The sequence below is a fragment of the Mesorhizobium sp. GW821-FHT04C10 genome (genome assembly GCF_059420305.1).
Map to the genome: position 1 here is coordinate 833,722 of NZ_JBWKTL010000001.1, position 23,842 is coordinate 857,563.

The 23,842-nt window shown below is 64.7% G+C and carries 20 protein-coding genes; 10 read left to right on the forward strand and 10 right to left on the reverse strand.

Features of this window, described 5'->3' with window-relative positions:
* Nucleotides 1-165: 165 nt before the first annotated feature.
* Both AC07UC_RS03920 and AC07UC_RS03925 read right to left on the reverse strand, forming a co-directional pair.
* On the reverse strand, nt 166-4,014 hold the full coding sequence (locus tag AC07UC_RS03920; RefSeq protein WP_494904145.1) for a DUF7929 domain-containing protein: 3,849 nt from the start codon (nt 4,012-4,014) through the stop codon (nt 166-168).
* A 10-nt stretch (nt 4,015-4,024) separates the two neighbouring features.
* Nucleotides 4,025-6,262: an NHL repeat-containing protein gene (locus AC07UC_RS03925; RefSeq protein ID WP_494904147.1), complete on the reverse strand. Its 2,238-nt coding sequence runs from the start codon at nt 6,260-6,262 to the stop codon at nt 4,025-4,027.
* A 212-nt stretch (nt 6,263-6,474) separates the two neighbouring features.
* On the opposite strand from AC07UC_RS03925, the gene dnaK reads away from it, so the two are divergent.
* The 9 genes from dnaK (at nt 6,475) to AC07UC_RS03970 (ending at nt 14,074) form a co-directional block, all read left to right on the forward strand.
* A complete protein-coding gene (gene dnaK, locus AC07UC_RS03930; protein ID WP_056573851.1) occupies nt 6,475-8,391 on the forward strand; it encodes a molecular chaperone DnaK in 1,917 nt (638 codons plus the stop codon).
* Between the two features lie 224 nt (nt 8,392-8,615).
* A complete protein-coding gene (gene dnaJ, locus AC07UC_RS03935; protein ID WP_202325144.1) occupies nt 8,616-9,746 on the forward strand; it encodes a molecular chaperone DnaJ in 1,131 nt (376 codons plus the stop codon).
* Between the two features lie 149 nt (nt 9,747-9,895).
* Nucleotides 9,896-10,501, forward strand: a complete 606-nt coding sequence (gene pmtA / locus AC07UC_RS03940; protein ID WP_140770892.1) for a phospholipid N-methyltransferase PmtA — start codon at nt 9,896-9,898, stop codon at nt 10,499-10,501.
* A gap of 318 nt (nt 10,502-10,819) precedes the next feature.
* Nucleotides 10,820-11,416: an NADPH-dependent FMN reductase gene (locus tag AC07UC_RS03945; RefSeq protein WP_140770896.1), complete on the forward strand. Its 597-nt coding sequence runs from the start codon at nt 10,820-10,822 to the stop codon at nt 11,414-11,416.
* Between the two features lie 26 nt (nt 11,417-11,442).
* Nucleotides 11,443-12,141 carry an orotidine-5'-phosphate decarboxylase gene (gene pyrF, locus AC07UC_RS03950; RefSeq protein ID WP_494908890.1) on the forward strand — a complete coding sequence of 233 codons (699 nt, stop codon included), beginning with the start codon at nt 11,443-11,445 and terminating at the stop codon, nt 12,139-12,141.
* A 172-nt stretch (nt 12,142-12,313) separates the two neighbouring features.
* Nucleotides 12,314-12,601, forward strand: a complete 288-nt coding sequence (locus tag AC07UC_RS03955) for a DUF1330 domain-containing protein (protein WP_056573865.1) — start codon at nt 12,314-12,316, stop codon at nt 12,599-12,601.
* A gap of 232 nt (nt 12,602-12,833) precedes the next feature.
* Nucleotides 12,834-13,154, forward strand: coding sequence for an ArsR/SmtB family transcription factor (locus AC07UC_RS03960; protein WP_056573871.1), 321 nt, complete (start codon nt 12,834-12,836; stop codon nt 13,152-13,154).
* Nucleotides 13,151-13,615, forward strand: coding sequence for an SRPBCC family protein (locus AC07UC_RS03965; protein ID WP_494904151.1), 465 nt, complete (start codon nt 13,151-13,153; stop codon nt 13,613-13,615). Before AC07UC_RS03960 ends, AC07UC_RS03965 begins: the two co-directional genes overlap by 4 nt.
* Nucleotides 13,616-13,657: 42 nt before the next feature.
* Nucleotides 13,658-14,074, forward strand: coding sequence for a GFA family protein (locus tag AC07UC_RS03970; protein ID WP_494904153.1), 417 nt, complete (start codon nt 13,658-13,660; stop codon nt 14,072-14,074).
* Nucleotides 14,075-14,191: 117 nt separating this feature from the next.
* Here the strand turns inward: AC07UC_RS03970 and AC07UC_RS03975 are convergent, their stop codons facing one another.
* The 7 genes from AC07UC_RS03975 to AC07UC_RS04005 all read right to left on the reverse strand — a co-directional run bounded on the left by AC07UC_RS03975 (nt 14,192) and on the right by AC07UC_RS04005 (nt 21,733).
* Nucleotides 14,192-15,460, reverse strand: coding sequence for a low temperature requirement protein A (locus tag AC07UC_RS03975; protein WP_494904155.1), 1,269 nt, complete (start codon nt 15,458-15,460; stop codon nt 14,192-14,194).
* 115 nt (nt 15,461-15,575) lie between these two features.
* Entirely contained in the window at nt 15,576-16,649 is a 1,074-nt protein-coding gene (locus AC07UC_RS03980; protein WP_494904157.1) for a D-alanine--D-alanine ligase family protein, read from the reverse strand.
* Nucleotides 16,650-16,893: 244 nt separating this feature from the next.
* Nucleotides 16,894-17,775 (reverse strand): SMP-30/gluconolactonase/LRE family protein, encoded by an 882-nt coding sequence (locus tag AC07UC_RS03985; protein ID WP_494904159.1) that lies wholly within the window; start codon nt 17,773-17,775, stop codon nt 16,894-16,896.
* Complete coding sequence (locus tag AC07UC_RS03990) at nt 17,775-18,413, reverse strand: 2-dehydro-3-deoxy-6-phosphogalactonate aldolase (protein WP_140770910.1); 639 nt, start codon at nt 18,411-18,413, stop codon at nt 17,775-17,777. The genes AC07UC_RS03985 and AC07UC_RS03990 overlap by 1 nt, the downstream gene beginning before the upstream one ends.
* Nucleotides 18,410-19,363 carry a 2-dehydro-3-deoxygalactonokinase gene (locus AC07UC_RS03995; RefSeq protein ID WP_494904161.1) on the reverse strand — a complete coding sequence of 318 codons (954 nt, stop codon included), beginning with the start codon at nt 19,361-19,363 and terminating at the stop codon, nt 18,410-18,412. Before AC07UC_RS03995 ends, AC07UC_RS03990 begins: the two co-directional genes overlap by 4 nt.
* Nucleotides 19,360-20,127, reverse strand: coding sequence for an SDR family NAD(P)-dependent oxidoreductase (locus AC07UC_RS04000; RefSeq protein ID WP_494904163.1), 768 nt, complete (start codon nt 20,125-20,127; stop codon nt 19,360-19,362). Before AC07UC_RS04000 ends, AC07UC_RS03995 begins: the two co-directional genes overlap by 4 nt.
* 256 nt (nt 20,128-20,383) lie before the next feature.
* Nucleotides 20,384-21,733: a putative bifunctional diguanylate cyclase/phosphodiesterase gene (locus AC07UC_RS04005; RefSeq protein WP_140770915.1), complete on the reverse strand. Its 1,350-nt coding sequence runs from the start codon at nt 21,731-21,733 to the stop codon at nt 20,384-20,386.
* Nucleotides 21,734-21,735: 2 nt separating this feature from the next.
* Here AC07UC_RS04005 and AC07UC_RS04010 point away from each other — a divergent pair, with 2 nt between their 5' ends.
* Complete coding sequence (locus tag AC07UC_RS04010) at nt 21,736-21,960, forward strand: hypothetical protein (protein WP_140770917.1); 225 nt, start codon at nt 21,736-21,738, stop codon at nt 21,958-21,960.
* On the opposite strand, the gene AC07UC_RS04015 is transcribed toward AC07UC_RS04010, so the two are convergent.
* Nucleotides 21,944-23,737, reverse strand: coding sequence for a GtrA family protein (locus AC07UC_RS04015; RefSeq protein ID WP_494904166.1), 1,794 nt, complete (start codon nt 23,735-23,737; stop codon nt 21,944-21,946). The genes AC07UC_RS04010 and AC07UC_RS04015 overlap by 17 nt on opposite strands.
* Between the last annotated feature and the right edge of the window lie 105 nt (nt 23,738-23,842).

Sequence of the window (23,842 nt, forward strand, 5' to 3'; positions counted from 1 at the left end):
CCCGGCGGGTGACTTGTCGAGGGTGCAGGCACGGGGGCTCCACAGGCTTGGGTGGCGTTGCGCCATCTCCGATCCTGCCGCAGCCAATTCCCCGCTTGCCGGGACATGATGAAGAAACCCGCCGGATTGCTCCGGCGGGTTCAAGGTCTGGCGTCGAGCAGACGGCTACTGCTGCTGGAGCTTCAGGATCCTGTTTGGTGCCGGTTCCTGCTGCTGTTCAGCCTGCGGCAGGCGCCGTGGCAGAACCTGCTGCAGCAGCAGGCCCGGATTGAGCTCCAGCGACGGCTGTCCGCGCATCGGCCGGCAGTTGGGATAGCGTCCAACCGTGCCTTCCGGGCAGCGCCTCTTGAAGATCGGCTGGCACTGACCATTGATCATCTGCGAGCCCGGTGCGCATTCCGTCTGTTGCCTGGGCTTGCGGCATGCGCCGTCGATCACCTCGGTCCCACGCGGGCAGACACACTCGCCGCGCTTGTTGTGGACCTGGCCGCGTATGTCGCACTGCTCCATCTGCGGCTGCTTGCGCCGGCAGGCATTGCCTTGCACCTCGGTACCCCGCGGGCAGACGCAATCGCCGTTGGCATCGTGCACCTGGCCACGGATGGTGCACTGGTCGGGCCTCGGCCGGACCGGACGGCAGGCGCCGTTGCGCACCTCGGTGCCTTGCGGACAGACGCAATCGCCATCGGCATTGCGTATCTGGCCGGGGATGCGGCACTGCTGAGGCTTCGGCCGGGCCGGGCGGCAGGCGCCGTTACGCACCTCGGTGCCTTGCGGGCAGACGCAATCGCCGTTGGCATCGTGGATCTGGCCACGGATGGTGCACTGCTCGGGCTTCGGCCGGATCGGCCGGCAGGCGCCGTTGCGAACCTCGGTCCCTTGCGGGCAGATGCAGTCGCCATCGGCATCGTGGACCTGGCCACGGATGGTGCACTGCTCGGGCTTGTCGGTCCTGACGCAGGCGCCGTTCTCCAGCGCCGTGCCGCGCGGGCAGATGCAGCGCCCGTCCTCGGTGCGGATCTGGCCTTCGAGCAGCACGCAGCGCGGCGGCACGGGAAGCGGCAGAAGGTTGGTGCCCCCGCCGGTGCACTGGCCATTGCGAAAGGTGGTGCCTTCCGGGCAGACGCAGCGGCCGGCGTCGTTCATGACGAAGCCCGGCGAGCACTGGTTCTTCACCTCATGCGTGATGGTGAAGGGATGGCACGCATAGGCCTTGCCGCGATCGCCCTGCACATTGGTCTGGTCGCCGCCAAGCACGTCGCCGCCGCCCTGCACCCGCGTGTCGGGAGACAGGACGCCAACGCAGTTCTGGCCATTGACGTTGCCCTGCAGATTGGCAAGGCGCCCGTCGTCGGGAATGATCACGGTGACATGATGCGACTGGCTTTCGCCGGCGCCGAGCGTCAGGTTGGCGATGCAGGAGGCCGGCAGTGTGATCGGCTCCGGCGAGCAGCCGAAGGGCGGATCGATCGAGGTGATCGCAACGCCGTCCAGCCGGCCGAGCCCTTCCACGCCGATCGCATCACCGATGCGAACCGGGCCGGAGAAGGGGCTCGTCCCGTCATTGGATATGGTGATGTTGAACGAGCAGGGCTGGCCGAGCCGGCATTCGCGGTCGCCGGTCTTCTCGACACGGATGGTCGAGGAGCCGCCGCCCTTGGCGCAGGCCTGGCCGATCGGGTAGACGACATCGTCGCCTTGCGCCGGCCCATAGGAGCCGCGCGCGCAGTTCTCGAACTCGCCATTGGCCGAGACCGTCACGTCGAAGTGGCGGCTGGTTCCGGGTGCCATGACGGCACCGGGAATCTGGCACGACAGCGTGTTGGCCGGAACCGGTCCGCACGCCCATTCCGCGCCGTCTGGAGTGACGGTCTGGATCTGGACGGGCGCGCCGCCCGACACCAGCGTGGCGGCATCGTTGACCCGCACCGGACCGGTGGGGGCCGCGGTGCCGGCGTTGGAGACGGTGATGCGGCAAGAGACGGCCGCCGCACCGGCCAGCGAGCCGTTGCACACCTTGGTGATGCGCAGGCCGGGCTGGCCACCATTGGGACGACGGATGCGTTCCTTGGCGCAGGCCTTGTTGTTGGTGAGGTCGACCTCACCGGGAATGGCCTTCACCTCGGCGCAGTTCTCGACCGTGTCGGACCGGTAATCGGCCGGCATGACCGCCTTGACGAAGATCGGCGTCGAGGCGCCCGCGGGCAGCGCGATGCCGGGATTGTCGCAGCGGAACTGGCCGGGGCCGTTCGGGCCGCATGTCCAGGGCGGGCTCGGCCCGAAGGTCGAGGAGGCCGGTGCGCCGCCGGGATAGTTGTCGATCACCGTCAGTGGCCCGTTATAGGTCGAGGTGCCGTTGTTGATGATGTCGATCACGAAGAAACAGACGCCGTCGGCCGTGCAGATTTCGGTGCGGGCACGCTTCTTCAGGATCAGGTCGACCTTCTTCTCGACCGGCGGCTGGCAGTCGCGGTCACGATCGCCGCGGCGGCAGATCGGGATCGAGGCGCAGCCACGGTCGTTCGACTGGCTGCCGAACAACGGCTTGCCGCTGGCGGCATAGTTGTAGGTCGCGCAGTTGCGCAGCGCACTGCCTTGCCAGCCCCCCGCCGGCCTGAAGCCGAGCTTGAGGTCGACAAAGGCCCCCGGATTGAGCGTGGTCACCGGATAGGTGCAGGTCATCGGGGTGGTGCCGGGCACGCAGACCCAGGGCGGATTGGGCCCTGAGCTCAGCGTCGAGCCGGCCGGCAGCGTCACTTCGTCCAGCACGATCTTGCCGTTGTAGGGCGCGGTGCCGACATTGGTGACCCTGATGGTGAAGTCGCAGCCGCCGGCCATGGTGCAGCGCGCGACATCGGCGCGTTTCTCGACCTTGAGGTCCGGCTCCTTGTCCCTGGGCGGGCACCGCTGGTCACGCGGGATGACGATGTCGATGGTCTGCGTGCAGCACAGGCCCCAGCCCTCCTTCGGTCCGGCATAGGTCTCGATGCCGGTGACGATGAGGTGGATGACGTCGCCGGGCGATGCACCGACGATCTTCCAGTCGAGCACACCGCCGCCCGGAGGCACCAGCTGCGTGTCGGGGATGATGGTGATGCCAGGCGTGGTGGTCGATACCTGCACCCACTTGCCGCCCATCTCCGGGCCGACCGGCATGTGGTAGATGAAGGCGCCACCGCCGGGCACGCAATCGACCGTGCCGCGTTCCACCTTGAAGCATTCCTTGCCGGGAGGCGGTGGCGGCGGTTCGCACTTGGTGACATCGATCTTGATCGAGGTCTTCACGCCGGTCTTGTAGTCGCCATCGTCAGGCTTGCTCGGATCCTGCGACGGGATGATGGTCCCGGTGCCGGCTCCGTTGCTCACCTTGATCAGGCCCTGATTGTCGACGATCGTCGGCGCGGGAAACGCCGCATGGTCGATCCTGGCCGTGATCTGGAAATTGATGACGCGTTCGTTGGCGGCCCCGGCGCCGTCGAGATCGGCGGCGGAGAGCCGGAAGTCGGACACCGTTGCCGTATCATTGGGACCCGCCGTATTGCTGATCGTTGCGGCCGGCAGTGGTCCGCCGGAGGAATCCGTGCCGTCGCCGGACACGTTGACGTTGACGATCGAAAGGCCGTGCGGAAGCTGGTCCTTGAACTCGATCTTGAGTTTCCTCAGCAAGTCCACAAGGCCCGGATCGGCAAAGCCCTGCGGGTCACCGCGCAGGCCGAAGCTCAGGGAGTAAACGACATAGTCGCAGCCTCTCTGGGTGCCTTTCTTGGTAAAGAACGGCACGACCCGTTCCGGCCTCGGATTGACGACGCGCGAATTGTCGAGGTCGAGCCTCAGTTCCGGTGTGACCGGAGCGGCGTCTTCCGCGTGGCTTGCGAGAGGGGTGAGCATGGCGACCGCGATACCGGCCGCCATCAGCCAGCGCGCGCCGCGCCTGGCGTATGACAGGGGTTTCATGATCGTCTCCATGACGGTTGAGTTGTCCTGCGCGAGCGGGGAGAGTGCGAGATTGTTCATCTTCCCCTCCTCAACGTTCGCAGCTGACGGCTGGGGTGCGGAGCGGCAAGGTCATCTTGCAGCAAGGGTAGTAGCCACCCTTATCCTTGTCGGACTTCCTGTAGAAGCAAAGTCCAACGTCCACTCTGTCGCCCGGATAGTGGCCGGTGATGTTGATCGTGTACGGCTTGCCGGGCGCATGCGACATGGGTGTGGTCACCCCGACGCCTGGCGTCCTGGACTGGGCCTTGATCGAATCGCCGCCGAAGCCGGCATGGTCATGGAGATAGAGATCGGCCTCGAGGCCCGAAGGCGTGCAGTAATACTGGACGTCTTCAACATCGAGACAGGGAGGCAGGTTGCCGGGCGGTGGGAAGTCCGGCGGGTAGAAGGGTGGCAGATAGCCGCCCGGGATTTCTTCATAATAGCCGGCGCGGCCCTCGCAGGGGTGCCAGACGGCGACGTCGCCGACATGACCTTCCACTTCGGGATCCTCGAAATAGCCGTCGAAATCGACGAACCAGGAGCCGAAGGGCGGCACGTTGGCCGGTTTGACCAGGTCCTTGGGCGTGATCTGCACGCCATGCACGGCGAGCGGGCCGCCAGCGGCGAGCTGTTCGGCGAGCGTCGGATTGTCGCGCAATTTGTCGCCGGTGTTGACCAGCGTCTGCGTGCAGACCGAAGTGTCGAGATTGCCGTCGGCGTCATAGCCATATTGCAGGTCGAGGCCGCCGGCCGACTGCCGGTTGCCCTGCGGGAAGCCGACCGCGTATTCCTGCGGCACTTCCACCCAGACCGATTCCGTTGCCGGATCGTCCGGATTTTCTCTGAAGTAGCGGATGACCTCGCCCTTGCCGGAATCGGCGAACCGGCTGTAGTCGTAGCGGTTCTCGATCGGGCCGCGCTGGGCGAGATATATGAAGCCGCTGTTGTCGAAGGCGATGTCGGTGACGGCGTAGTCCTTGTCGGCCTTGACCGTCAGCTCCCAGCGCGGGTCGCCGGCAAACGTGCCGTCTCGGGCGATGCCGACCGACCAGATCTCCGATTTTTCGCCGACCGAGTAATAGAGCCGGCCGCCATGATACGAAACGGCCCAGACACGGCGCTCGTCCTGGGTGTAGCCCCAGGTCTCGGGGTCCTCCGTGTCGAAGGCCGCGCCCTGTATGTCCATCACCGCACCATCGTCGGCGACGGGAGCCAGGCCATGCGCCGGCCGCCCGGCGACGCCATGATCGTAGGTGTCGATCAGCCTGCCATTGGCGTCTATGCGATGGATCAGGCCGGTGTCGAGGTCGGAGGCGAAGAACTGGCGGTGGTTGGGATCGAAGGTGATATTGCCGATGCCGGGACCGCTGTTGGTGTCGATGTCGGCGAATTTGGCGACCTGGCCGGTGATACCGTCGATCTTCCAGATGGTGCCCGGCCCGCCACCATTTTCGGTGCCGAACTGGCCATCCATGAAGGTCGCGCCTGCCGTGCCGCGGCGCTGCCGCTCCGGCCTGCCATCCTTGTCGGCGTCCGGCGTGACGATCTCGATGCCGTGCAGCGAGGTGGCCGCGGCATAAAGGTTGGGAATGCCCGACGGGACACCATCGCGCACGCCGTCATCATAGGTGAGGCCGAACACCTCGCCGATCTGGCCTGCCGTCACCTCGAAAGGCGGCGGCGTGAAGACGAGCTGGCCCGAGGCTGGGCCACCCAGGTGCGAAACGTCGAACACGCGCAAGGTGGCGCGCGTGGTGTCGATGAAGGTTTCGTCGACCGGATCGACGCCGGGCGGCAGGCCCTCATCGAAATTGGGAATGACGGTGCCGGGAAAGCCGGTGACCGCCATCGAGCCTGGATAGATGATCTGGGTGTCCTGCGCCCGGGCGGCGCCGCCGAGCCAGAGGCCGGCGGTCAGGGCGAATGCAAGAACGCCGCCGGTTGTCGTGATCAGGCGGCGCAAACGGCTGGCGCGAGAAGACACTGACACGCCGTGATCGCGAGACATAGAACTCCCCCCGAAGTCTACGGGAGGAATCTCCGGCTGCGCCGCGCAAATCAGGGCAGGGCGCGGCGGTCCGGCACGTTCTTCCCTGATCGAATTGTCTGCTTTCCTCTTCATTACGATACGCCTGCTCTTACCTAGGGTCAACGGAATCAGCGGAAAGCCCAGCGCGTCGACCCCGTCCCGAAGGCGGTGATCGCGCCGAGTTCCTGTTGTTCCGGGAGACCGCGGAGCCTCTCGGTTGCTGGTCATGGGGACTTCCTTTCCGGGCCGCACCATGCGGCACCTGGACGTCAGTCGTGGACGGAGGTGGAAAGGTTCATGGAAGCCTTGCGCAGAATGCTTGCGCCCGATGCCGCCTGTTCTTATATACGCGCCAAGCCGTCCGGCGCCGGGACACCGGTTGCCGAACGGGATTTCTTGTGAACAGGGGCTTTCGTCGGAACGCCTTCACGGGTCCTGAAAGCCTGCTTAGCGGAGAGACTAGAAAAATGGCAAAAGTAATCGGTATCGATCTCGGCACCACAAATTCCTGTATCGCCATCATGGATGGCAAGGAGCCTAAGGTGATCGAGAATGCGGAAGGCGCACGCACGACGCCTTCCATCGTCGCCATCTCGGGCGACGGCGAACGTCTGGTCGGCCAGCCGGCCAAGCGCCAGGCGGTCACCAATCCTGAAAATACCATCTTCGCGGTCAAGCGCCTGATCGGCCGCCGCTATGACGATCCGGTGACGGAGAAGGACAAGAAGCTTGTCCCCTACAAGATCGTCAAGGGCGACAATGGCGATGCCTGGGTCGAGGCCGGCGGCAAGAAGCAGTCGCCCTCGCAGATCTCGGCCATGATCCTGCAGAAGATGAAGGAAACGGCGGAAGCCTATCTCGGCGAAAAGGTCGAGAAGGCGGTCATCACCGTTCCGGCCTACTTCAACGACGCCCAGCGCCAGGCGACCAAGGATGCCGGCAAGATCGCCGGCCTCGAAGTGCTGCGCATCATCAACGAGCCGACGGCGGCAGCGCTTGCCTACGGCCTCGACAAGAAGGACGGCAAGACCATTGCCGTTTATGACCTTGGCGGCGGCACGTTCGACATTTCGGTGCTCGAAATCGGCGACGGCGTGTTCGAGGTGAAGTCGACCAATGGCGACACCTTCCTCGGCGGCGAGGATTTCGACATGCGCCTGGTGGAGTACCTGGCGGCCGAGTTCAAGAAGGAACAAGGCATCGACCTGAAGAACGACAAGCTGGCCCTGCAGCGCCTCAAGGAAGCGGCTGAAAAGGCCAAGATCGAGCTGTCCTCGACGACGCAGACCGAAATCAACCTGCCCTTCATCACCGCCGACGCGACCGGGCCGAAGCACCTGACGCTGAAGCTGACGCGCGCCAAGTTCGAAAGCCTGGTCGAGGATCTCGTCCAGCGCACCATCGAGCCCTGCAAGGCGGCGCTCAAGGATGCCGGCCTGAAGGCCGGCGAGATCGACGAAGTGGTCCTGGTCGGCGGCATGACCCGCATGCCCAAGATCCAGGAGATCGTGAAGCAGTTCTTCGGCAAGGAGCCGCACAAGGGCGTCAACCCGGATGAGGTCGTCGCACTCGGCGCCGCCATCCAGGCCGGCGTGCTGCAGGGCGACGTCAAGGACGTGCTGCTGCTCGACGTGACGCCGCTGTCGCTCGGCATCGAGACGCTGGGTGGCGTGTTCACACGGCTGATCGAGCGCAACACCACGATCCCGACCAAGAAGAGCCAGGTGTTCTCGACCGCCGAGGATTCGCAGTCGGCGGTGACCATCCGGGTCTTCCAGGGCGAGCGTGAAATGGCGGCCGACAACAAGGCGCTTGGCCAGTTCGACCTGGTCGGCATTCCGCCGGCGCCGCGCGGCGTGCCGCAGATCGAGGTCACCTTCGACATCGACGCCAACGGCATCGTCAACGTTTCGGCCAAGGACAAGGGCACCGGCAAGGAGCACCAGATCCGTATCCAGGCTTCTGGCGGTCTTTCGGACGCCGACATCGAGAAGATGGTCAAGGACGCCGAGGCCAATGCCGAGACGGACAAGAAGCGTCGCGCCGTGGTCGAGGCCCGCAACCAGGCCGAGGCGCTGGTGCATTCTTCCGAGAAGTCGCTGAAGGAATATGGCGACAAGGTCTCGGAAGCCGAACGCACGGCGATATCGGATGCGATCGCGGCGCTGAAGACCGCGGCCGAGGGCGACGACGCGGCCGACATCGAGGCCAAGAGCCAGGCACTTGCCGAAGCTTCGATGAAGCTTGGTCAGGCCATGTACGAGGCCTCGCAGAAGGAAGCGGCGGAAGCCGACGCCAAGGCGGACGCCGCCAAGGACTCCGACGTGGTCGATGCCGATTTCGAGGAAATCGACGAGGACGACGACAAGAAGAAGTCGGCCTGAGCCGCCCGACGGCAAAAATAGAGCGGAAAGCCCGGCGTAAAGCCGGGCTTTTTTGCAACCCTTGCCGAAAAAGTGCGAGGCCTTGCCGAAAAAACGACAGAAAAGCCCGGACAGGCGCATGCCAGCACTGGCATCCGGGCGGCACCGATCCTAAATCGAGACAACGTGCCGGCAAACGACGCAACAATGCATCAAGACGTTGAGCATCCGGACAGCGGGAAAAAATGAAAGCTGATTTCTACGAAACGCTGGGCGTGCAAAAGGGCGCCGACGAGAAGGAGCTCAAGAGCGCTTTCCGCAAGCTCGCCATGCAGTTCCATCCCGACCGCAACCCCGGCGATCATTCCTGCGAGCACAAGTTCAAGGAAATCAACGAAGCCTACGAGACGCTGAAGGACCCGCAGAAGCGCGCGGCCTATGACCGCTTCGGTCACGCCGCCTTCGAGCAGGGCGGCATGAATGGCGGCGCGCAAGGCTTTGGCGCCGGCGGCTTCGCCGACATCTTCGAGGATATTTTCGGCGACATGATGGGCGGGCGCCAGCGCCGCTCGTCGGGTGGCCGCGAGCGCGGTGCCGACCTGCGCTACAACATGGAAATCTCGCTGGAAGAGGCCTTCGCGGGAAAAACCGCGCAGATTCGCGTGCCGGCCTCGATCTCCTGCTCGGAATGCTCAGGCAGCGGCGCCAAGCCCGGCACCCAGCCTGTCACCTGCTCGATGTGCCACGGCCACGGCAAGGTGCGCGCCACGCAAGGCTTTTTCTCGATCGAGCGCACCTGCCCGCAATGCCAGGGCCGCGGCCAGACCATCAAGGATCCATGCCCGAAATGCGCCGGCCAGGGCCGCGTCACCGAGGAGCGCTCGCTGTCGGTCAACATTCCGGCCGGCATCGAGGACGGCACCCGCATCCGCCTGGCCAATGAGGGCGAGGCCGGCCTGCGCGGCGGGCCTTCGGGCGACCTCTATATTTTCCTGGCGGTGAAGCCGCACGAATTCTTCCAGCGCGATGGCGCCGATCTCTATTGCAAGGTGCCGATCTCAATGACGACGGCAGCCCTTGGCGGCTCCTTCGAGGTGACGACGCTGGACGGCAGCCAGACCAAGGTTAAGGTGCCCGAAGGCACCCAGAACGGGCGTCAGTTCCGGCTCAAGGGCAAGGGCATGCCGGTGCTGCGCCAGCCCAATGTCGGCGATCTCTATATCCAGACCGCGGTCGAGACGCCGCAGAACCTTACCCGCCGCCAGCGTGAGTTGCTGGAGGAGTTCGAACAGCTCTCCTCGCAGGAGAATTCGCCCCAATCGAGCGGGTTTTTCGCCCGCATGAAGGATTTCTTCGAATCCTTCGGCGAGCGTTGATCGAGCAGAAATGGCGCGTGGTCGGATGAAACGCGCCGAATCCCGAAGCGCGACGAAATCTATCTTATCCACGACATGCGTCTTGCCGTACCTTGCCTTGCGTCAACCAGGTGTTAAGTAGCTTGCGGGGAGCGTTGAGGAGAGCTTGCATGACACGTGGTCACGGACTGCGGAAGGCGCTTGCCGAGAAGTTCGACGACGAACTCAAATTCTTCAAGGGCTGGATCGACAAACCGAAGACGGTCGGCTCGATCGTTCCGACCAGCTCGATCACCGCGCGCAAGATGGCCTCGATCGTCAATCCCAGGTCCGGCCTGCCGGTGCTCGAGGTCGGCCCCGGAACCGGTGTCATCACCCGCGCCATCCTCGCCCAGGGCGTGCGGCCCGAAAACCTCTACGCGGTCGAATACAACACCGATTTCGTCCGCCACCTGCGCCGCCTCTACCCCGGCGTCAACGTCATCGAAGGCGATGCCTTCAACCTCAACGCCACGCTTGGCGAGAGGAGCGGGATGATCTTCGATTCCGTCGTTTCCGGCGTGCCGTTGCTCAACTTCCCTGTCGCCCAGCGCATTGCCTATATTGAGAGCCTGCTTGACCGTATTCCCGCCGGGCGTCCGATCGTGCAGCTGACCTATGGCCCGATGTCGCCGATCCCGGCCGGGCGTGGCGACTATACCGTCAAGCATTTCGATTTCATCATCCGCAACATCCCGCCGACGCAGCTGTGGATCTATCGAAGGGAAGCGCATTAGGTTCCTCGGGTGGAGCCGTTCGAGGATCACTAGCGCTGGCTGCAGACCTTGGCGATTGGCAGAGACATCAATCACTTCGTCATCCACGGGCGAAGCAAGGAGCGAAGCGACGCGGCGCAGACCCGAGGATCCATGCCGCGACTCCCGGGCAGCCGCTGCGGTGCAGAATTCTCCTCCGCTGCACTCCACGGCCAAGGTCACGGCATGGATCCCAGGGTCTTCGCGACGGAGCTTCGCTCCTGCTTCGCCCGGGGATGACGAAGTTGGCGTTGATTTGCTCGTACCTTGGCTGTACCTGTCCGGGAACAAGGATGGCCAATGGCAGTGATCGCGAGAATCCTCGTCTTCGCCGGCTCGAACCGGACGGGCGCCTATAGCGGCAGGACCGCCGACGTGGCGCAGAAGGAACTTGCGGTGCAAGGCGCCGAGGTGACCCGCATTTCGCTCGCCGATTACCCCCTGCCGATCCTCGACGAGGACCTTGAGAAGGAAAAGGGCGTTCCGGAAAACGCCGTCAAGCTCGGCCGTCTGATCGCCGCGCATGACGGGCTGCTGATCGCCACGCCGGAATATAATGGCTCGATCCCGCCGCTGCTCAAGAACACGATCGATTGGGTTAGCCGCGTGCGCCGCGATGGTGGCCGGCCGGTCAGACCGCTTGCCGGCAAGGTGGCCGCCCTCTGTTCCTCCTCCAACGGACACTTCGCCGGCATCCGCTGCATCAATCATCTGCGCGCCGTGCTGGTGCGCTGCCAGATGGAGGTGGTGACGCCGGAATGCTCGGTGCCCGACGGCGACGACGCCTTCGCGGAAGGCGGCAATTTTCGTGACGAGAGACTGCACAAATCGATGGAGCATCTATGCCGCACGCTGATCGAAACCTCGCGCATGCTGTCCACGCGGATCGAGGCGTGATCGCCGCAACCATGCAGACCCAACCCATGCAGGCCAAATCCATGCAGGAAAGACTGATCGTTGGTCTCGACGTGCCGACCGTGAGGGAAGCCGAGCAGGCGGTGCGCGAACTCGACGGCGTCGTCTCCTTCTACAAGATCGGCTATCAGCTGGCCTTCGCCGGCGGATTGGACTTCGCCAGGGAACTGGCCAGCGGCGGCACCAGGATCTTCCTCGACATGAAGCTGCTCGACATCGACCACACCGTGGCCAAGGGCGTCGAGAACATCGTCAAGATGGGCATGACCATGCTGACCATCCACGCCTATCCGAAGGCAATGCGCGCGGCGGTGGAGGCGGCACTCGGCAGCGACCTTTGCCTGCTCGCCGTCAGCGTGCTGACCTCGATGGACGAGCAGGACATGATCGATGTCGGCTATGAATATGATCCGCACACGCTGGTGCTCAGGCGCTCGGAACAGGCGCTGCACGCCGGCATGGGCGGCATCGTCTGCTCGGCCGCCGAAGCTGAAGCCGTGCGCCGCATCGTCGGGCCGGACATGGCAGTGGTGACGCCCGGCATCCGGCCGGCGGGCAGCGACCATGGCGACCAGAAACGCGTGGTGACGCCGGCGCAGGCGATCCGCAACGGTGCCAGCCATCTTGTTGTGGCTCGGCCGATCGTCGCGGCGGCCAACCGACGCGAGGCGGCCGAAGCCATTCTGGAAGAAATGCGCTCGGCCTGAGGACCAGCTCCAAGCTCCGCCCCGGCGGCGGCGCTTTCCACGCTTCCGATGCTCCCCCGCTTTGGGTACGCTGCGCCTGTCACCCTGCGGTGACCGAAGAACACCACGAGCCGTTTCGGAGCGATTCTTAAGACCGGTCCTCGCTTGACGGACAGAAACTCGGAGAAAAAGCATGCCCAAGGGATATTGGATCGCCCGCGTCGATGTGCGCGATGCCGAAGGCTACAAGGACTACGTCGCCGCTTCAAAGCTGGCCTTCGACCGGTTCGGCGCCAAATTCCTGGCGCGCGGCGGCGCGCATGAAAAGGCCGAAGGGCCAGGGCGCGGACGCAACGTGATCATCGAATTCGAATCGCTCGCGGTCGCGCATGACTGCTATCACTCGCCCGAATACCAGCGCGCCGTCGCCATCCGCCAGAAGGTCGCCGACGGCGAGATCGTGCTGGTCGAAGGCATCTGAGGCCCCGTCCCGTCAGACTGGGAGCCGGGAATGGTCCCGGCGAAACCGTGAAGGCGCGCCGTGCTTGGCCCAAGGGCGGGGCCCACCCCGAAGCCCACACGTCATCCGTGGCCATCCGGCAATCGAGGTCAGCGTCCGAATAGCCTCGTCGAGCACGGCGAGGCGGGAACGACTGCGGATTGACATGCAGGTATTTACCTGCATATTATGACCTCACAACAGATTGAGACCGATGGACGCCGACAAGGTTTTCAAAGCGCTGGGCGACCCGACACGCAGAAGGCTGCTTGACCTTCTCTGCGAGAAGAACGGGCAGACGCTCGGCCAGCTTTGCGAGCATCTGGACATGGCAAGGCAATCCGCCACTCAGCACATCGACCTCCTGGAGGCGGCCAATCTGGTGAGCACGGTCAAGCGCGGCCGCGAGAAGCTGCACTTCATCAACCCGGTGCCGCTGCACGAAGTCTACGAGCGCTGGGTGCGAAAATTCGAACGGCAGCGGCTCAGCCTGCTGCACGACCTGAAACAAGAACTCGAAGGAGAGGGCCAATGACCCGAGAGACGACCAGTTTTGTCTACGTGACCTACATCCGCTCGACGCCGCAAAAAGTGTTCGAGGCCATAACCAGGCCCGACATCGCACGGCGCTACTGGGGTCACGAGAACGTCTCGGACTGGAAGGCGGGATCGAAATGGGAGCACATCCGCGCCAATGACGAGCGCACCGTCGAACTGGTCGGCAAGGTCGTCGAAATCGAGCCTCCGACCCGTCTGGTGATGACTTGGGCGAACGCCTCGCAGGCCGGCGACCCGTCGAAATACAGCCGGGTGACGTTCGGCATCGAGGAATACGACACCATGGTGCGGCTGACCGTCACCCATGACGAACTCGAAGCCGGCAGCGGCATGGCGAAAGGCATCAGCCAGGGCTGGCCGGCCGTGCTGTCCAGCCTGAAATCCTTCCTCGAAACCGGCAGCGGCATCGACCTTTTCGCCAAGCCGAAATCGGCCTGACGTGCTGCGATATCGTGCCGACCAGGCCAGCGGAGAACGACAATGACCAAGCGCTATAGAGGCGGCTGCGCGTGCGGCGCGATCCGCTATGAGACCAGCGGCGAGCCGATCTTCCAGAACCATTGCCAATGCCGCGATTGCCAGAGGCGCGCGGGCACGGGCCACGGATCCTATCTGACCTTCGGCCGGCGCGCCGATATGGCGATTACCGGCGACGCGAGCACCTGGCGGCTGGCCGCTGACAGCGGCAACGAAAAGGTCCACGCCTTCTGCCCGACCTGCGGAACACCGGTCTACCTGACATTCGTCGCCATGCCGGAATTGATCGCCGTTCCCGCGGCCAGCCTCGACGACCCCGGCGATTTCAAGCCGCAGGCCGTCACCTACACGATCCGCGGCCAAGGCTGGGATGTCGTCGATCCTTCCTTGCAGGCATTCGAGCGAATGCCCGCGGGATAGCCCGGTACAGTCCGGCTAGAGCAATTCCAGGAAAAGTGTGTAACGGTTTTCCGTCCGGAATTGCGTAAAAACAAATAGTTAGAGCGGTTCTGCGATTCCGTGAAACGCTGAACCGCTCTAAGTCACCGTCGAATGCTCGTCGCTGGCCAGCGCTTCCGCCTGGTGGCGATGCCCGAGCGTTTCGTAGCCGACGACGGTGACGGCCGGCGCCAGCATCAGGATGACAAGGCAGATCGCCATATCGACGCCGGCAAGCGCGGCGAGGATGGCGAGCGCCACGACCGCCGCCGTCGCGACCAGCAGCCAGATGTGGAACGGGTCGAAGCGCCTGACGAGATAGGTGTAGAGCGCATAGATCGCCGCCAGGAAGACACTGACGGGAATCGCGGTGGCAAGCAGCGTCGCAAGCGGGCCGACATGCGCCTTGTGCTCGATGAAATAGGCCGCGACATGCAGGCCGGCGCCGGTCGCGACGATGGCGGTGACGATCAGCATCTGGCCATAGCCCCAGACGAAAGCGCGGTTGCGGTGGGCGTGCAATATCGGCGCGGAGGGCAGCATGTAATAGACCCACCACATGCCGAAGGTGAGCCCGGTGCCGGCGATGCAGACCAGGGCCGCGTCCAGGGACCAGCCCTGTTCCTCAACCACGGCCGACAGGCTCGCGAGCGTGCCGACAACCCCTTCCCCCAGCGCGATGATGGCGAACAGGCTGTAACGCTCGGCCATGTGGTGCGCATGCCACGGCGTGCCGCCATCCCTGCGTTCGGCAATCACCGGCCCCGCCAACTCGATGAGGCCGAGGATGACGGCCAGTATGATGCTGGTGCCGACCGGGAAATCGACAACGATCTGCACCACCCAGCCGATCTGGGCAACCGCGATTGCCTTGACATAGGTAAGGCAGGCGCGGCGCCGGGCGGGATCCTGTCTCGCGGCGCGTAGCCACTGGAAGATCATGGCCAACCGCATGATCACATAGCCCAGCACCATCACCGAATTGTCGAGATGCTCGCCGTGCTCGATGGAAGCGAACATGCGCGGCAGGCCGACGGCCAGCACCAGCACGCCAATCATCTGCACCATGGTGACGAGGCGGAAGCCCCAATCGTCGGTGTCATAGGCCGACGAGAACCAGGAGAAGTTGATCCAGGCCCAGCAGATGGCGAAGCTGGCGAAAGCAAAGCCGAGCAAGGCCGAGGCGTAATGGCCTTCGGCCAGTGCGTGGGCTAGCTGCGAGGAGGCAAAGCTGAACGCCGTCACGAAGGTCAGATCGAACAGAAGTTCGAGCGGGGTGGCGACTCGATGCCCTTCATGCGGATCGCGCCCGGTCATGCGCCTGATGTGATGGTGCAGGGTTTCAGGGATGACAGGCGTGGTTATCATTGCGCGGCCTTGGCAAGAGTAAGTTGTCAAGCCGACACTAAGGGCAGAGCGGGACGCGTCAAGGCGTGCAGCCCGAACCGCACGCCGCCTAGTTCGGCGGTTCCGGCAGTGCCGTCTATTTCAGGCGTTTCTCGTCGATCAGCCGGCTCGCCGCGGTTTCGGCCATGGCGTCGGCAAGCTCCAGACCCCACTGCTGGCGGCAGTAGGCGCGGAAATCGAAGCAGGGCAGGCCGGGGCAGACCTCGAATTCGATCAGATGAACGGTATCATCCGCCTCGACGCGCAGGTCGACGGAAAACACATCGCGCAAACCAAGCCCGCTGATCAGCCGCCCGGCGATCGCACGAATCCTGGCATCGGCGACCGGTTGAAGGTCGGCGACGGCAACCAGTTCCGGTTCGACGTATTGTCCTGCCGCCTTCGCGGCCTCGCCGGTTTCACCGTAGAGCGCCAGACTGTCCGCCATGGTCTGGAAATCGCCGCCTGAATCGACAAAGGCAATGCCAAGCGCTTCGATGCCGGTTTCCGGCGTCAGGCCGAGGAAGCTGGCGCGCACGTTGCGGCCGGCAACATAGGGCTGGACGACGACGTCGTCACGATAGGCGGTAAAGACGCGCCGGCTAAGCTCCAGCGCGTGACCGAGATCCGCCGCATGCGAATCCGGCCAGATGCCGATCTTGGCGCCGAGCCGGTTTGGCTTGACGAACCAGCCGGCGGTGGATGCCGGCGGCTCGACCAGCCATTTACCATCCCGTGCAAGGCCGGCCTGCGGCATCGGCAGGCCGAGCGCGCCGAGCACGGCGCCGGAGCGGAACTTGTCCTGGCAGAGCGCGAACAACGAATCGTCGGCGCCGATGGTCCTCAATCCCTTGAGCCTGGCCAGCGCGGGAGCGGCGCCGCCACGGAAATAGGCGACGCCGTCCGACAGCGTCCAGATCAGCGTGTTCTCCGCATCCCCGCCGTCAAGCGCTTGGGCGGCATCGTCGAGTGCCACCGGCGTGAAGGCCAGACCGCGCGCCTCGCAGGCAGCGGCAAGCGCACCGAATTCAGGGGCAATATCCGTCGACTGCGCCAGGTAGGACGAGATTTCGGCGGCGCGCTCCTGCGGGTGGCCGTCGGCGATCAATCGGTCGAAGCAGGCCTTTTCCGGCTCGTAGACAAGGATCAGCTTTGGCTTGTGGCTCGACATCGATGAACGGTTCCTGGAGCATGATGCCGAAAAGCGTGGAGCGGCTTTCGGACGACACCATGCTCTATCTCTTTGATTTAGAGACGGATTCAGATTTCAGGTCGAATCAACCTGAAATCATCCGGCTCTGGCGGTGCGATCGCCTACCATGGCATGGCCAATGCAAACGGCTTTCGCGAAACCGACCCAGGCCGGACGCCTGCGTGACAGCATCGCCGGGAGCGGCGCCGATCGCCCAATCTGTTCAGGCTATCAGCACGCGCGGCTCGAACCGGCCATTGACGGGAATGTCGAGCAGGAAAGTCATGCCGCCCTGCAGGTCGAGCAGGCGCTGCTTCTCACTCTTGCCCGACCAGGCCGACGTGACCGCCAGGCGATCGGCGTTCTTGCCGACGAAGGCCGGACAGGACGGCTGTGTCACCGGCATGGCGACCGTGCGGACGAGCTTTCCGTCGGGTCCATAGGCCTCGATGACACTCCCGGCCCATACGGCATTCCACAGGATGCCGTCGCGGTCGAGCACCGAACCGTCGATATAGCCCTTGGCGGAACGGTGATCGACGAAGATCTTCGGCTCGCCCACCGGCAGGCCGGTCGCCGGGTCGCAGGCGACACGCATCAGCAATCCGGTCGATGTGTCGGTATAATAGGCAAGCGCGCCGTCGGCGGAAAAGCAGATCGAATTGGAGACAGTGATATCCGAAAACAGGCGGCGCAGTTCGCCCTTGAAGAACCAGTAGATCGAGCCGGCGCCCTTTTCCTCGCCCTTGCCCATCGTGCCGGTCCACAGCGCGCCGCAGGGATGGACGCGCGAATCGTTGGAGCGGGTGACCGGATTGTCGGCTTCGATCGGCGTGTGCAGCGTCATCTTGCCGGTCGCGACATCGCGGACATGAAGCCCGGTCTCGGTGGCGATCAGCTGCCGCTTGTCGTCGATGATGGCGATGGCGCTCGCCATCTGGCCCAGCTCATGGACCTTGGTCTCGCCGCCGGACAGCTGCTTCTCCAGAAGCTGGCCGTTGACGATGTCGAACCAAAACAACGCATCGGTGGCAGGATCGTAGCTTGGTCCTTCGCCGAGTTGGCAGACATGGTCGGAAAAAACAGAAACGATCGCTTCAATCATCATGCGTCTCCGAACACCGCATCCCAGGCCGCGACGGCGGCGTGCGCACGCACTGCCACATCGTCGACGCTCATGCCGGGCTTGAACAGGCTGGAGCCGAGGCCGAAGACCGTGACCCCGACCGCCTTGTAGCCGGCAAAATCCTTCTCCGAAACGCCGCCGACCGCGCCGACCAGGGTCTGTGCCGGCAGCACCGCCCGGATCGCCGAAATGCCGCCCGCCCCGAGCACGCTCGCCGGAAAGAATTTCAGGGCCGAAGCGCCGAGCCGGATCGCCTGGAAAGCCTCGGTGGGCGTGAACACACCGGGCATCGTCACCATGCCGTGGTGCATGGCACGCGCCATCACCTCGGCATCGATGTTGGGGCTGACCAGGAGCCGCCCGCCGGCCTTGTGCAGGCCGTCGACATCGGCCGCCGTCAGAACCGTGCCGGCGCCGACCAGGGCCGACTTCGGCAGCACTTCGACAATCCTGGCGATCGACGAGAAAGGCTCGGGCGAGTTCAGCGGCACCTCGATTGCCTCGATGCCGGCATCGAACAGCGCCTGCCCCATGGCAATCGCCTCAGTGGGCTTCAGGCCGCGCAGGATGGCGACCAGCCCGCGCTTGAGTTTCGGAAAGGCTGCGGTCTCGGTCATGCCAAGGCTCCGGTTGTGGCGATCATGCCGTTCTCGCGCGCGGCCTCGATCAGGCCGGCGCGCACCGCTTCATCCGCATCGACCGTGCGGAAGGCAAGTCCTGCAAGGTCGAGTGCTGACGAATAGAGCGAAGCGAGCGCGCCGGACGCGATCAGCACGATCGGCGCATGGCCGGCGCCATAGCGGCGCTTCGCCGAGGCGATCTCGCCGCCGATCAGAAGCCCGGACAGGCAGGCCGCCGCATCCTGCGATTGCAGATCCTGCAGAAGCCCGGCGGCACGGATGGCAAACAGCTTCGAGGTGACGTCGCCGCCCTCGCCAAGCGCCCGTTCGCACCATTGCCGGAAGAATGGGTTGTCCACCGCCACCGGAGCCGGGTGCTCGCCCAGCGAATGCTTGAGGATGGAATGCGCCGCCAGCACCGAGAACAATTCGCCTGTCGGCCAGGTGCCGAAGCCGGCGACCGCGCCATCCTCGACCACGACCCATTTCGAGTGCGTGCCCGGCATGCAGGCGAGATGTCGCCCCTTTGCCGGCAAACCAGCGCCGGCAAGCTGTGTTTCCTCACCCCGCATGACATCCGGCGCGTCAGCCAGACGCTGGGCGAGGCCCGGCACGATGCGGATGTCGCGGCGCCCGTCCTCGATGCGGGCCGCACCGCGCAGGATGGAGCCGATCGGCGCCGGCACGGACACATAGGGCGCCTCGATCCAGCCCTGGCGGGAACCGGCCATGCCGCAGACGATGACGGGCAATTTTTCCGGCGCTCCCATGGCGCCAAGGTGACCCTCGAGGACGTTGGAGAACCCCTTTTCGCGCGCCGTGATCAGGCCGTCGTCGCCGCGACGTTCGGCGAGTACCTTGCCGCTGCCGTCGATCAGCCATGCCCGAAGCCGGGTGGTGCCCCAATCGAGCGCCGCGACCGCGGGAGCGTTGCTGGCTGGGCTCACAGGAAGCCTCCGTCGACGATCAGCATTTGCGCCGTCAGCATGCGCGACGCGTCCGAGGCCAGGAACAGCACCGTGCCGACCATGTCGTCCGGGCGCATGACGTCCTTGATGCACTGCTTGGCGACATGGGCGGCAAGCGCCCCTTCGGTCACCCAGCGTTCCTGCTGCCGTTCAGTGATCACCCAGCCGGGCGCGACGGCGTTGACGCGGATACGGTCCGGTCCGAGCTTGCCGGCCAGGCCCTTTGTCAAACCGAGGATGCCCGCTTTGGCGGCGGTGTAGGCCGGCATGTCGGGGTGGTTGATGAGGTAGGATGTCGAGGTGAAATTGATGATCGAGCCGCCGCCGGCCCGCTTCATGCCCGGCGCCACCGCCTGCGCGGTGAAGAAATGCGGCCTGAGGTTGATCGCCTGGTTGTTGTCCCAGAACTCCACCGTCACGTCCTCGACGGCGTGGCGCTCGTCCCACGCGGCATTGTTGATGAGCACCGTGACATCGCCATGCGCCTCGGCCGCCTTGGCCGCGGAGGCCCGCAACGCCTCGATGTCACGCAGGTCGGTCTTGAGGTAGAGCGGCCGCCGGCCGAACTCCTTCTCGATGCGGTCGGCAAGCAGCATGCTCGGGCCGTCGGCGATGTCGATGAAGGCGACGTTGGCGCCCTGGCGCACAAACCCCTCGGTCAGGGCCGCGCCGATCCCGGACCCGCCGCCGGTGATCAGCACCGAGGCCCCCCTGAGGTCGGCAAAATCCGCCGATGGCATCATGTCTTTTCTCTCCTCGCACATGACCCCGAAAATCGGATCGATTTTCGGAAAGGCTCATGTGCAAACCAAAACTGCTGCAGCGTCCTTTACGCGTGCTGAAGGACGCGTGGCGCTGCAGCCTGACCGGCGCGCATCCTAGCCACGCAAGTCGCGCGGGCAAGGGCGAAAAGCTGGATTTGGGGGCTTATGTCAGACAAAACGACAATGCGCCGCATTCGGCGCAATGTCGCGATGGTCGGCCGAACAGAGATCCCGGTCAGATCGCCTTGGCGCGCAAGGCACCACGGAAGGAATCGCGGAGATAGCCGAGCGTGGCGTCGGCATCGACCGGCCTGCCGAACAGATAGCCCTGCCCGCCGGCACAGCCGAACTGGACCAGGCGGTCGGCCTGCGCTTCTTCTTCGATGCCTTCGGCGACCACGTCCATTCCGAGGCCCTCGCACATGGCCAGAATGGCGCGGATGATGTGTTCGGACGGCCGGTCGTCGAGTATGGAGGAGACGAAAGCGCGGTCGATCTTGAGCTTGTCGAAATGGAATTCGCGCAGGCGGCCGAGCGAGGACTGGCCGGTGCCGAAATCGTCGAGCGAGACGCGGATGCCGACGCGGCGCAGATCCTCGACGATCTGCGCCGCCGAGGCCGGATCGTTCATCAGGCCGGTCTCGGTGATCTCGATCTCGAGGCGGCGCGGGTCGAAGCCGGTGCGGTCGAGGATCGCCAGTATGTGCAGGCCGGTGTTCTGGTCGACGAGCTGCGAGGGCGAAAGGTTGAAGGACAGGAACAGGTCATTCGGCCAACTCCTGGCCGCCTCGGTCGCCTTGCGCAGCACCAGTTGCGACAATGGGCCGATGATGCCGCGTTCCTCGGCGATGGGGATGAAGACCGTCGGCGGCACCGCGCCGAGGTCGCGATCGGTCCAGCGCGCCAGCGTCTCGAAGCCGATTGTGCGACGCGTGGTGAGATCGACGATCGGCTGGAAATGCGGCTCAACCTCGCCGGCCGAGACGGCACGGCGAAGCGCCTGCTCGATGCGGGTGACGCGCTTGGCCGCCTCTTCCATCTCACGCGTGTAGACCACGACCCGGCCTCGGCCAGAGCGCTTGGCGTGGTAGAGCGCCGTTTCGGCCTTGTTGATGAGGATCTCGGTGGTCTCGTCGCCGGAATAGAACAGCGAGCAGCCGACCGAGGCCGACAGCCTGGCGGTGCGTTCGCCGACATCGTAGGGCGCCGACAGGATCTCGATCAGCATGCGGGACTTCTCCGCCGCCGCCTCCTCCGAGAACACCAGCGGATAGAGGAAGGCGAATTCGTCGGCGCCGATGCGGCAGACCGTCGAGTGGCCGTCCATCGAGGCGCGCAGCCGCATGGCGACCTGGATCAGGATGTCGTCGCCGGCCTTGTGGCCGAACAGGTCGTTGATCGGCTTGAAGCCGTCAAGGTCGAGAATGCCGACGGTAAACGGCGCGGGATCGTCGGCGCGGTCGCTGATCAGGCGATCGACCTTGTCGAAGAAGCGGCGATGATTGCCAAGCCCGGTCAACGGATCGGTGAAGGCCAGATCCGTGCTCTCCCTATTTGCCTGACCGGTGCCAAACGGAGTTTGCATCGGTGTCCCTGTTTTTGACGTCGGAATTTATTTCCGAGACTGGCAGCAAACCCTTTAGGAAACGTATCCTGAAAACCAATTTTTCGCCGCCGGCGCATGATCCCGAAAAATGGATCCGGGTTTCACCGGCGATCTTGCCCAAACAGACAGCCGGCTGCCTTCGCGAGGCCATCCGCAGAAAGCATCAGGCCATTGTTTTCACGCGGATTTTCAGCCGCTTGATTTGACGCGGTAGAGTTCAAGTGGCGTGCCACGGGTTCCCGCCACCGGCTCCAGCCAGTCCGGCACGCTGCCACGCATCAGACCGGCCAGGAAGCCGTCCGGCGCCTTGGCCGCGAACAGCCGGCTTTCCGTGTTGCCGCGGCAGAGCGCGACAAGGCCGACATGGTGGCTTTCGACGATGGCTTTCGCGTCGGCGGCCGAGCCCAGCAAGGCATCGAACACGAGCAGGTTTCCGGCGACGTTGCGATGGTAGGGACCGGCGAAAACGCGATGACCGGTGAAGGCGAGGATCGGCGAGCCAAGATTGGAGATGGCAAGGACCGAGGTGGGCGTCATCGTGCCGAGTGCCGCGAACGACGCCTTGCTGTTGCAGGGCGCATCGATGCTGGCGTCGCCGGCGGGTGCGCCGGTCTCGAAGGCGCTCGATGCGGCTTGGGCGGCGCCCGACCAGATCGCATTGACCGAGATCAACCAGGCGGCGGCCATCCTGAGCATCGAGCCGCTGGACGGGCTGGCCTCGGCCTGCTGCCGCCATTTGGCGATCCAGGCCGAAAGCGGGATCACGGCGAAGGCAATGGAGAAGGTCGAGCCGCGTACCTCCCAGGCGCTGACCAGGACCGCGACGATCAGCAGCGCGCCGACGAGGCTGTCCTGCCGCCGCCAGCCGCCATGGCCGAGGCGGAGCGCCATCAGCACAATCGACACCAGCGGCGTGGCAAAACGCGCCACCACCCTGGCCGGGTCATCGGAGACAAGCTGGACGATCGACTGCGCCTCCTCGATATGGCCGAGCCACATCTGCTGCAGGCGCGGGTCGAGATGGGCATAGGGCGCCGCCAGGCATTGCGGGAACAGCAGCACCACGACCAGAGCGAGCGTGACGGCAAGCAGGCCAAGCGAGATCAGGCGCCGGGCAGCCGTCGCGTTGGCGATCCTCAAGGAGGCGATCGCTGCCAAACCGGCTCCGGCAAGCCCGGTGACCGCGAATTGCACGACCGAGAATGTGTCGCACTGGGCCTGGCCCCAGGATGAAACCGGGATGGTGGTGACGAAGACAAGGGCCGAGACGCCGGCGACGCCGAGGCCGAAATCCCTTGCGATCAGCCTTTCGCCGTCGCGATTGCCGAGAAACAGCAGTGCGACGACGGCGCCGAGGGCTCCGGCATAGGGAGCGCTTTCCATGCCGATGGCCAAGGTCAATGTCGCGCAGATGCCCGCGACAAAGGCCACCGATCGGCGCGTCGGCGCCTCCAGCAGCAGAGCGAGGCTCGCCAGGGTCAGCATCAGCTGGACATTGTGATGATCGAGCGCGCCGGGCGAAAAAATACCGATGTAGTACAGGGCCGCGCCACCGACCACGGCGGCGGGCAGCACGGCGTGCGCGCCGGCGAAAGCGCGCGCGGCGCGGATGATGAAGAACATCGCGAGAAAGAATTGCAGGGCAGGCCAGACTATTTGCACGATCTGTTCGGCCAGGGCGGTGCTGCCCGTCAGGGCCGAAACGGCGAGGATCGCAAGCGCCAGCGGCGCATCGAGCAGCCGCGACCAGTGCATGACGAAGCCGCCTTCCAGCCCCATCCTGTACTGGTGCAGGTCGAACCAGCCCTGGCCGGCCAGCAGATCGCGGACTTCGACCAGTTGCAGCAAGCTGTCATTGTCGCCCGCCGGATTGGCCAGTTGCGGAAACCCGGCACAGGCGTTGAGAGCCAGCAGCAGCAAGGCGGCGAGCAGCGCGAACGCGATATCGGACTTCCCTGCGGAAGTTCCCCTTGCTGTGCCCATCCCGATCGCCCTTGGCGGGAATGCCGGGCCTTTCCAGGCCAATCGACACTCATGAAGTCGGTCTTAAACCTAGCCTTAACGGCTTCAATAAATAGTAAAACCGCC

Coding starts and splice junctions, on each gene's coding strand:
- pyrF (WP_494908890.1), top strand. CDS start 11,443: ATGCAGGCCAAATCCATGCAGGAAAGACTGATCGTTGGTCTCGACGTG.
- AC07UC_RS03960 (WP_056573871.1), top strand. CDS start 12,834: ATGGACGCCGACAAGGTTTTCAAAGCGCTGGGCGACCCGACACGCAGA.
- AC07UC_RS03970 (WP_494904153.1), top strand. CDS start 13,658: ATGACCAAGCGCTATAGAGGCGGCTGCGCGTGCGGCGCGATCCGCTAT.
- dnaJ (WP_202325144.1), top strand. CDS start 8,616: ATGAAAGCTGATTTCTACGAAACGCTGGGCGTGCAAAAGGGCGCCGAC.
- AC07UC_RS03985 (WP_494904159.1), bottom strand. CDS start 17,775: ATGATTGAAGCGATCGTTTCTGTTTTTTCCGACCATGTCTGCCAACTC.
- AC07UC_RS03945 (WP_140770896.1), top strand. CDS start 10,820: ATGGCAGTGATCGCGAGAATCCTCGTCTTCGCCGGCTCGAACCGGACG.
- AC07UC_RS03980 (WP_494904157.1), bottom strand. CDS start 16,649: ATGTCGAGCCACAAGCCAAAGCTGATCCTTGTCTACGAGCCGGAAAAG.
- AC07UC_RS03925 (WP_494904147.1), bottom strand. CDS start 6,262: ATGGTGCGGCCCGGAAAGGAAGTCCCCATGACCAGCAACCGAGAGGCT.
- AC07UC_RS03975 (WP_494904155.1), bottom strand. CDS start 15,460: ATGATAACCACGCCTGTCATCCCTGAAACCCTGCACCATCACATCAGG.
- pmtA (WP_140770892.1), top strand. CDS start 9,896: ATGACACGTGGTCACGGACTGCGGAAGGCGCTTGCCGAGAAGTTCGAC.
- dnaK (WP_056573851.1), top strand. CDS start 6,475: ATGGCAAAAGTAATCGGTATCGATCTCGGCACCACAAATTCCTGTATC.
- AC07UC_RS03920 (WP_494904145.1), bottom strand. CDS start 4,014: ATGAACAATCTCGCACTCTCCCCGCTCGCGCAGGACAACTCAACCGTC.
- AC07UC_RS04015 (WP_494904166.1), bottom strand. CDS start 23,737: ATGGGCACAGCAAGGGGAACTTCCGCAGGGAAGTCCGATATCGCGTTC.
- AC07UC_RS03955 (WP_056573865.1), top strand. CDS start 12,314: ATGCCCAAGGGATATTGGATCGCCCGCGTCGATGTGCGCGATGCCGAA.
- AC07UC_RS03990 (WP_140770910.1), bottom strand. CDS start 18,413: ATGACCGAGACCGCAGCCTTTCCGAAACTCAAGCGCGGGCTGGTCGCC.
- AC07UC_RS04000 (WP_494904163.1), bottom strand. CDS start 20,127: ATGATGCCATCGGCGGATTTTGCCGACCTCAGGGGGGCCTCGGTGCTG.
- AC07UC_RS04005 (WP_140770915.1), bottom strand. CDS start 21,733: ATGCAAACTCCGTTTGGCACCGGTCAGGCAAATAGGGAGAGCACGGAT.
- AC07UC_RS03965 (WP_494904151.1), top strand. CDS start 13,151: ATGACCCGAGAGACGACCAGTTTTGTCTACGTGACCTACATCCGCTCG.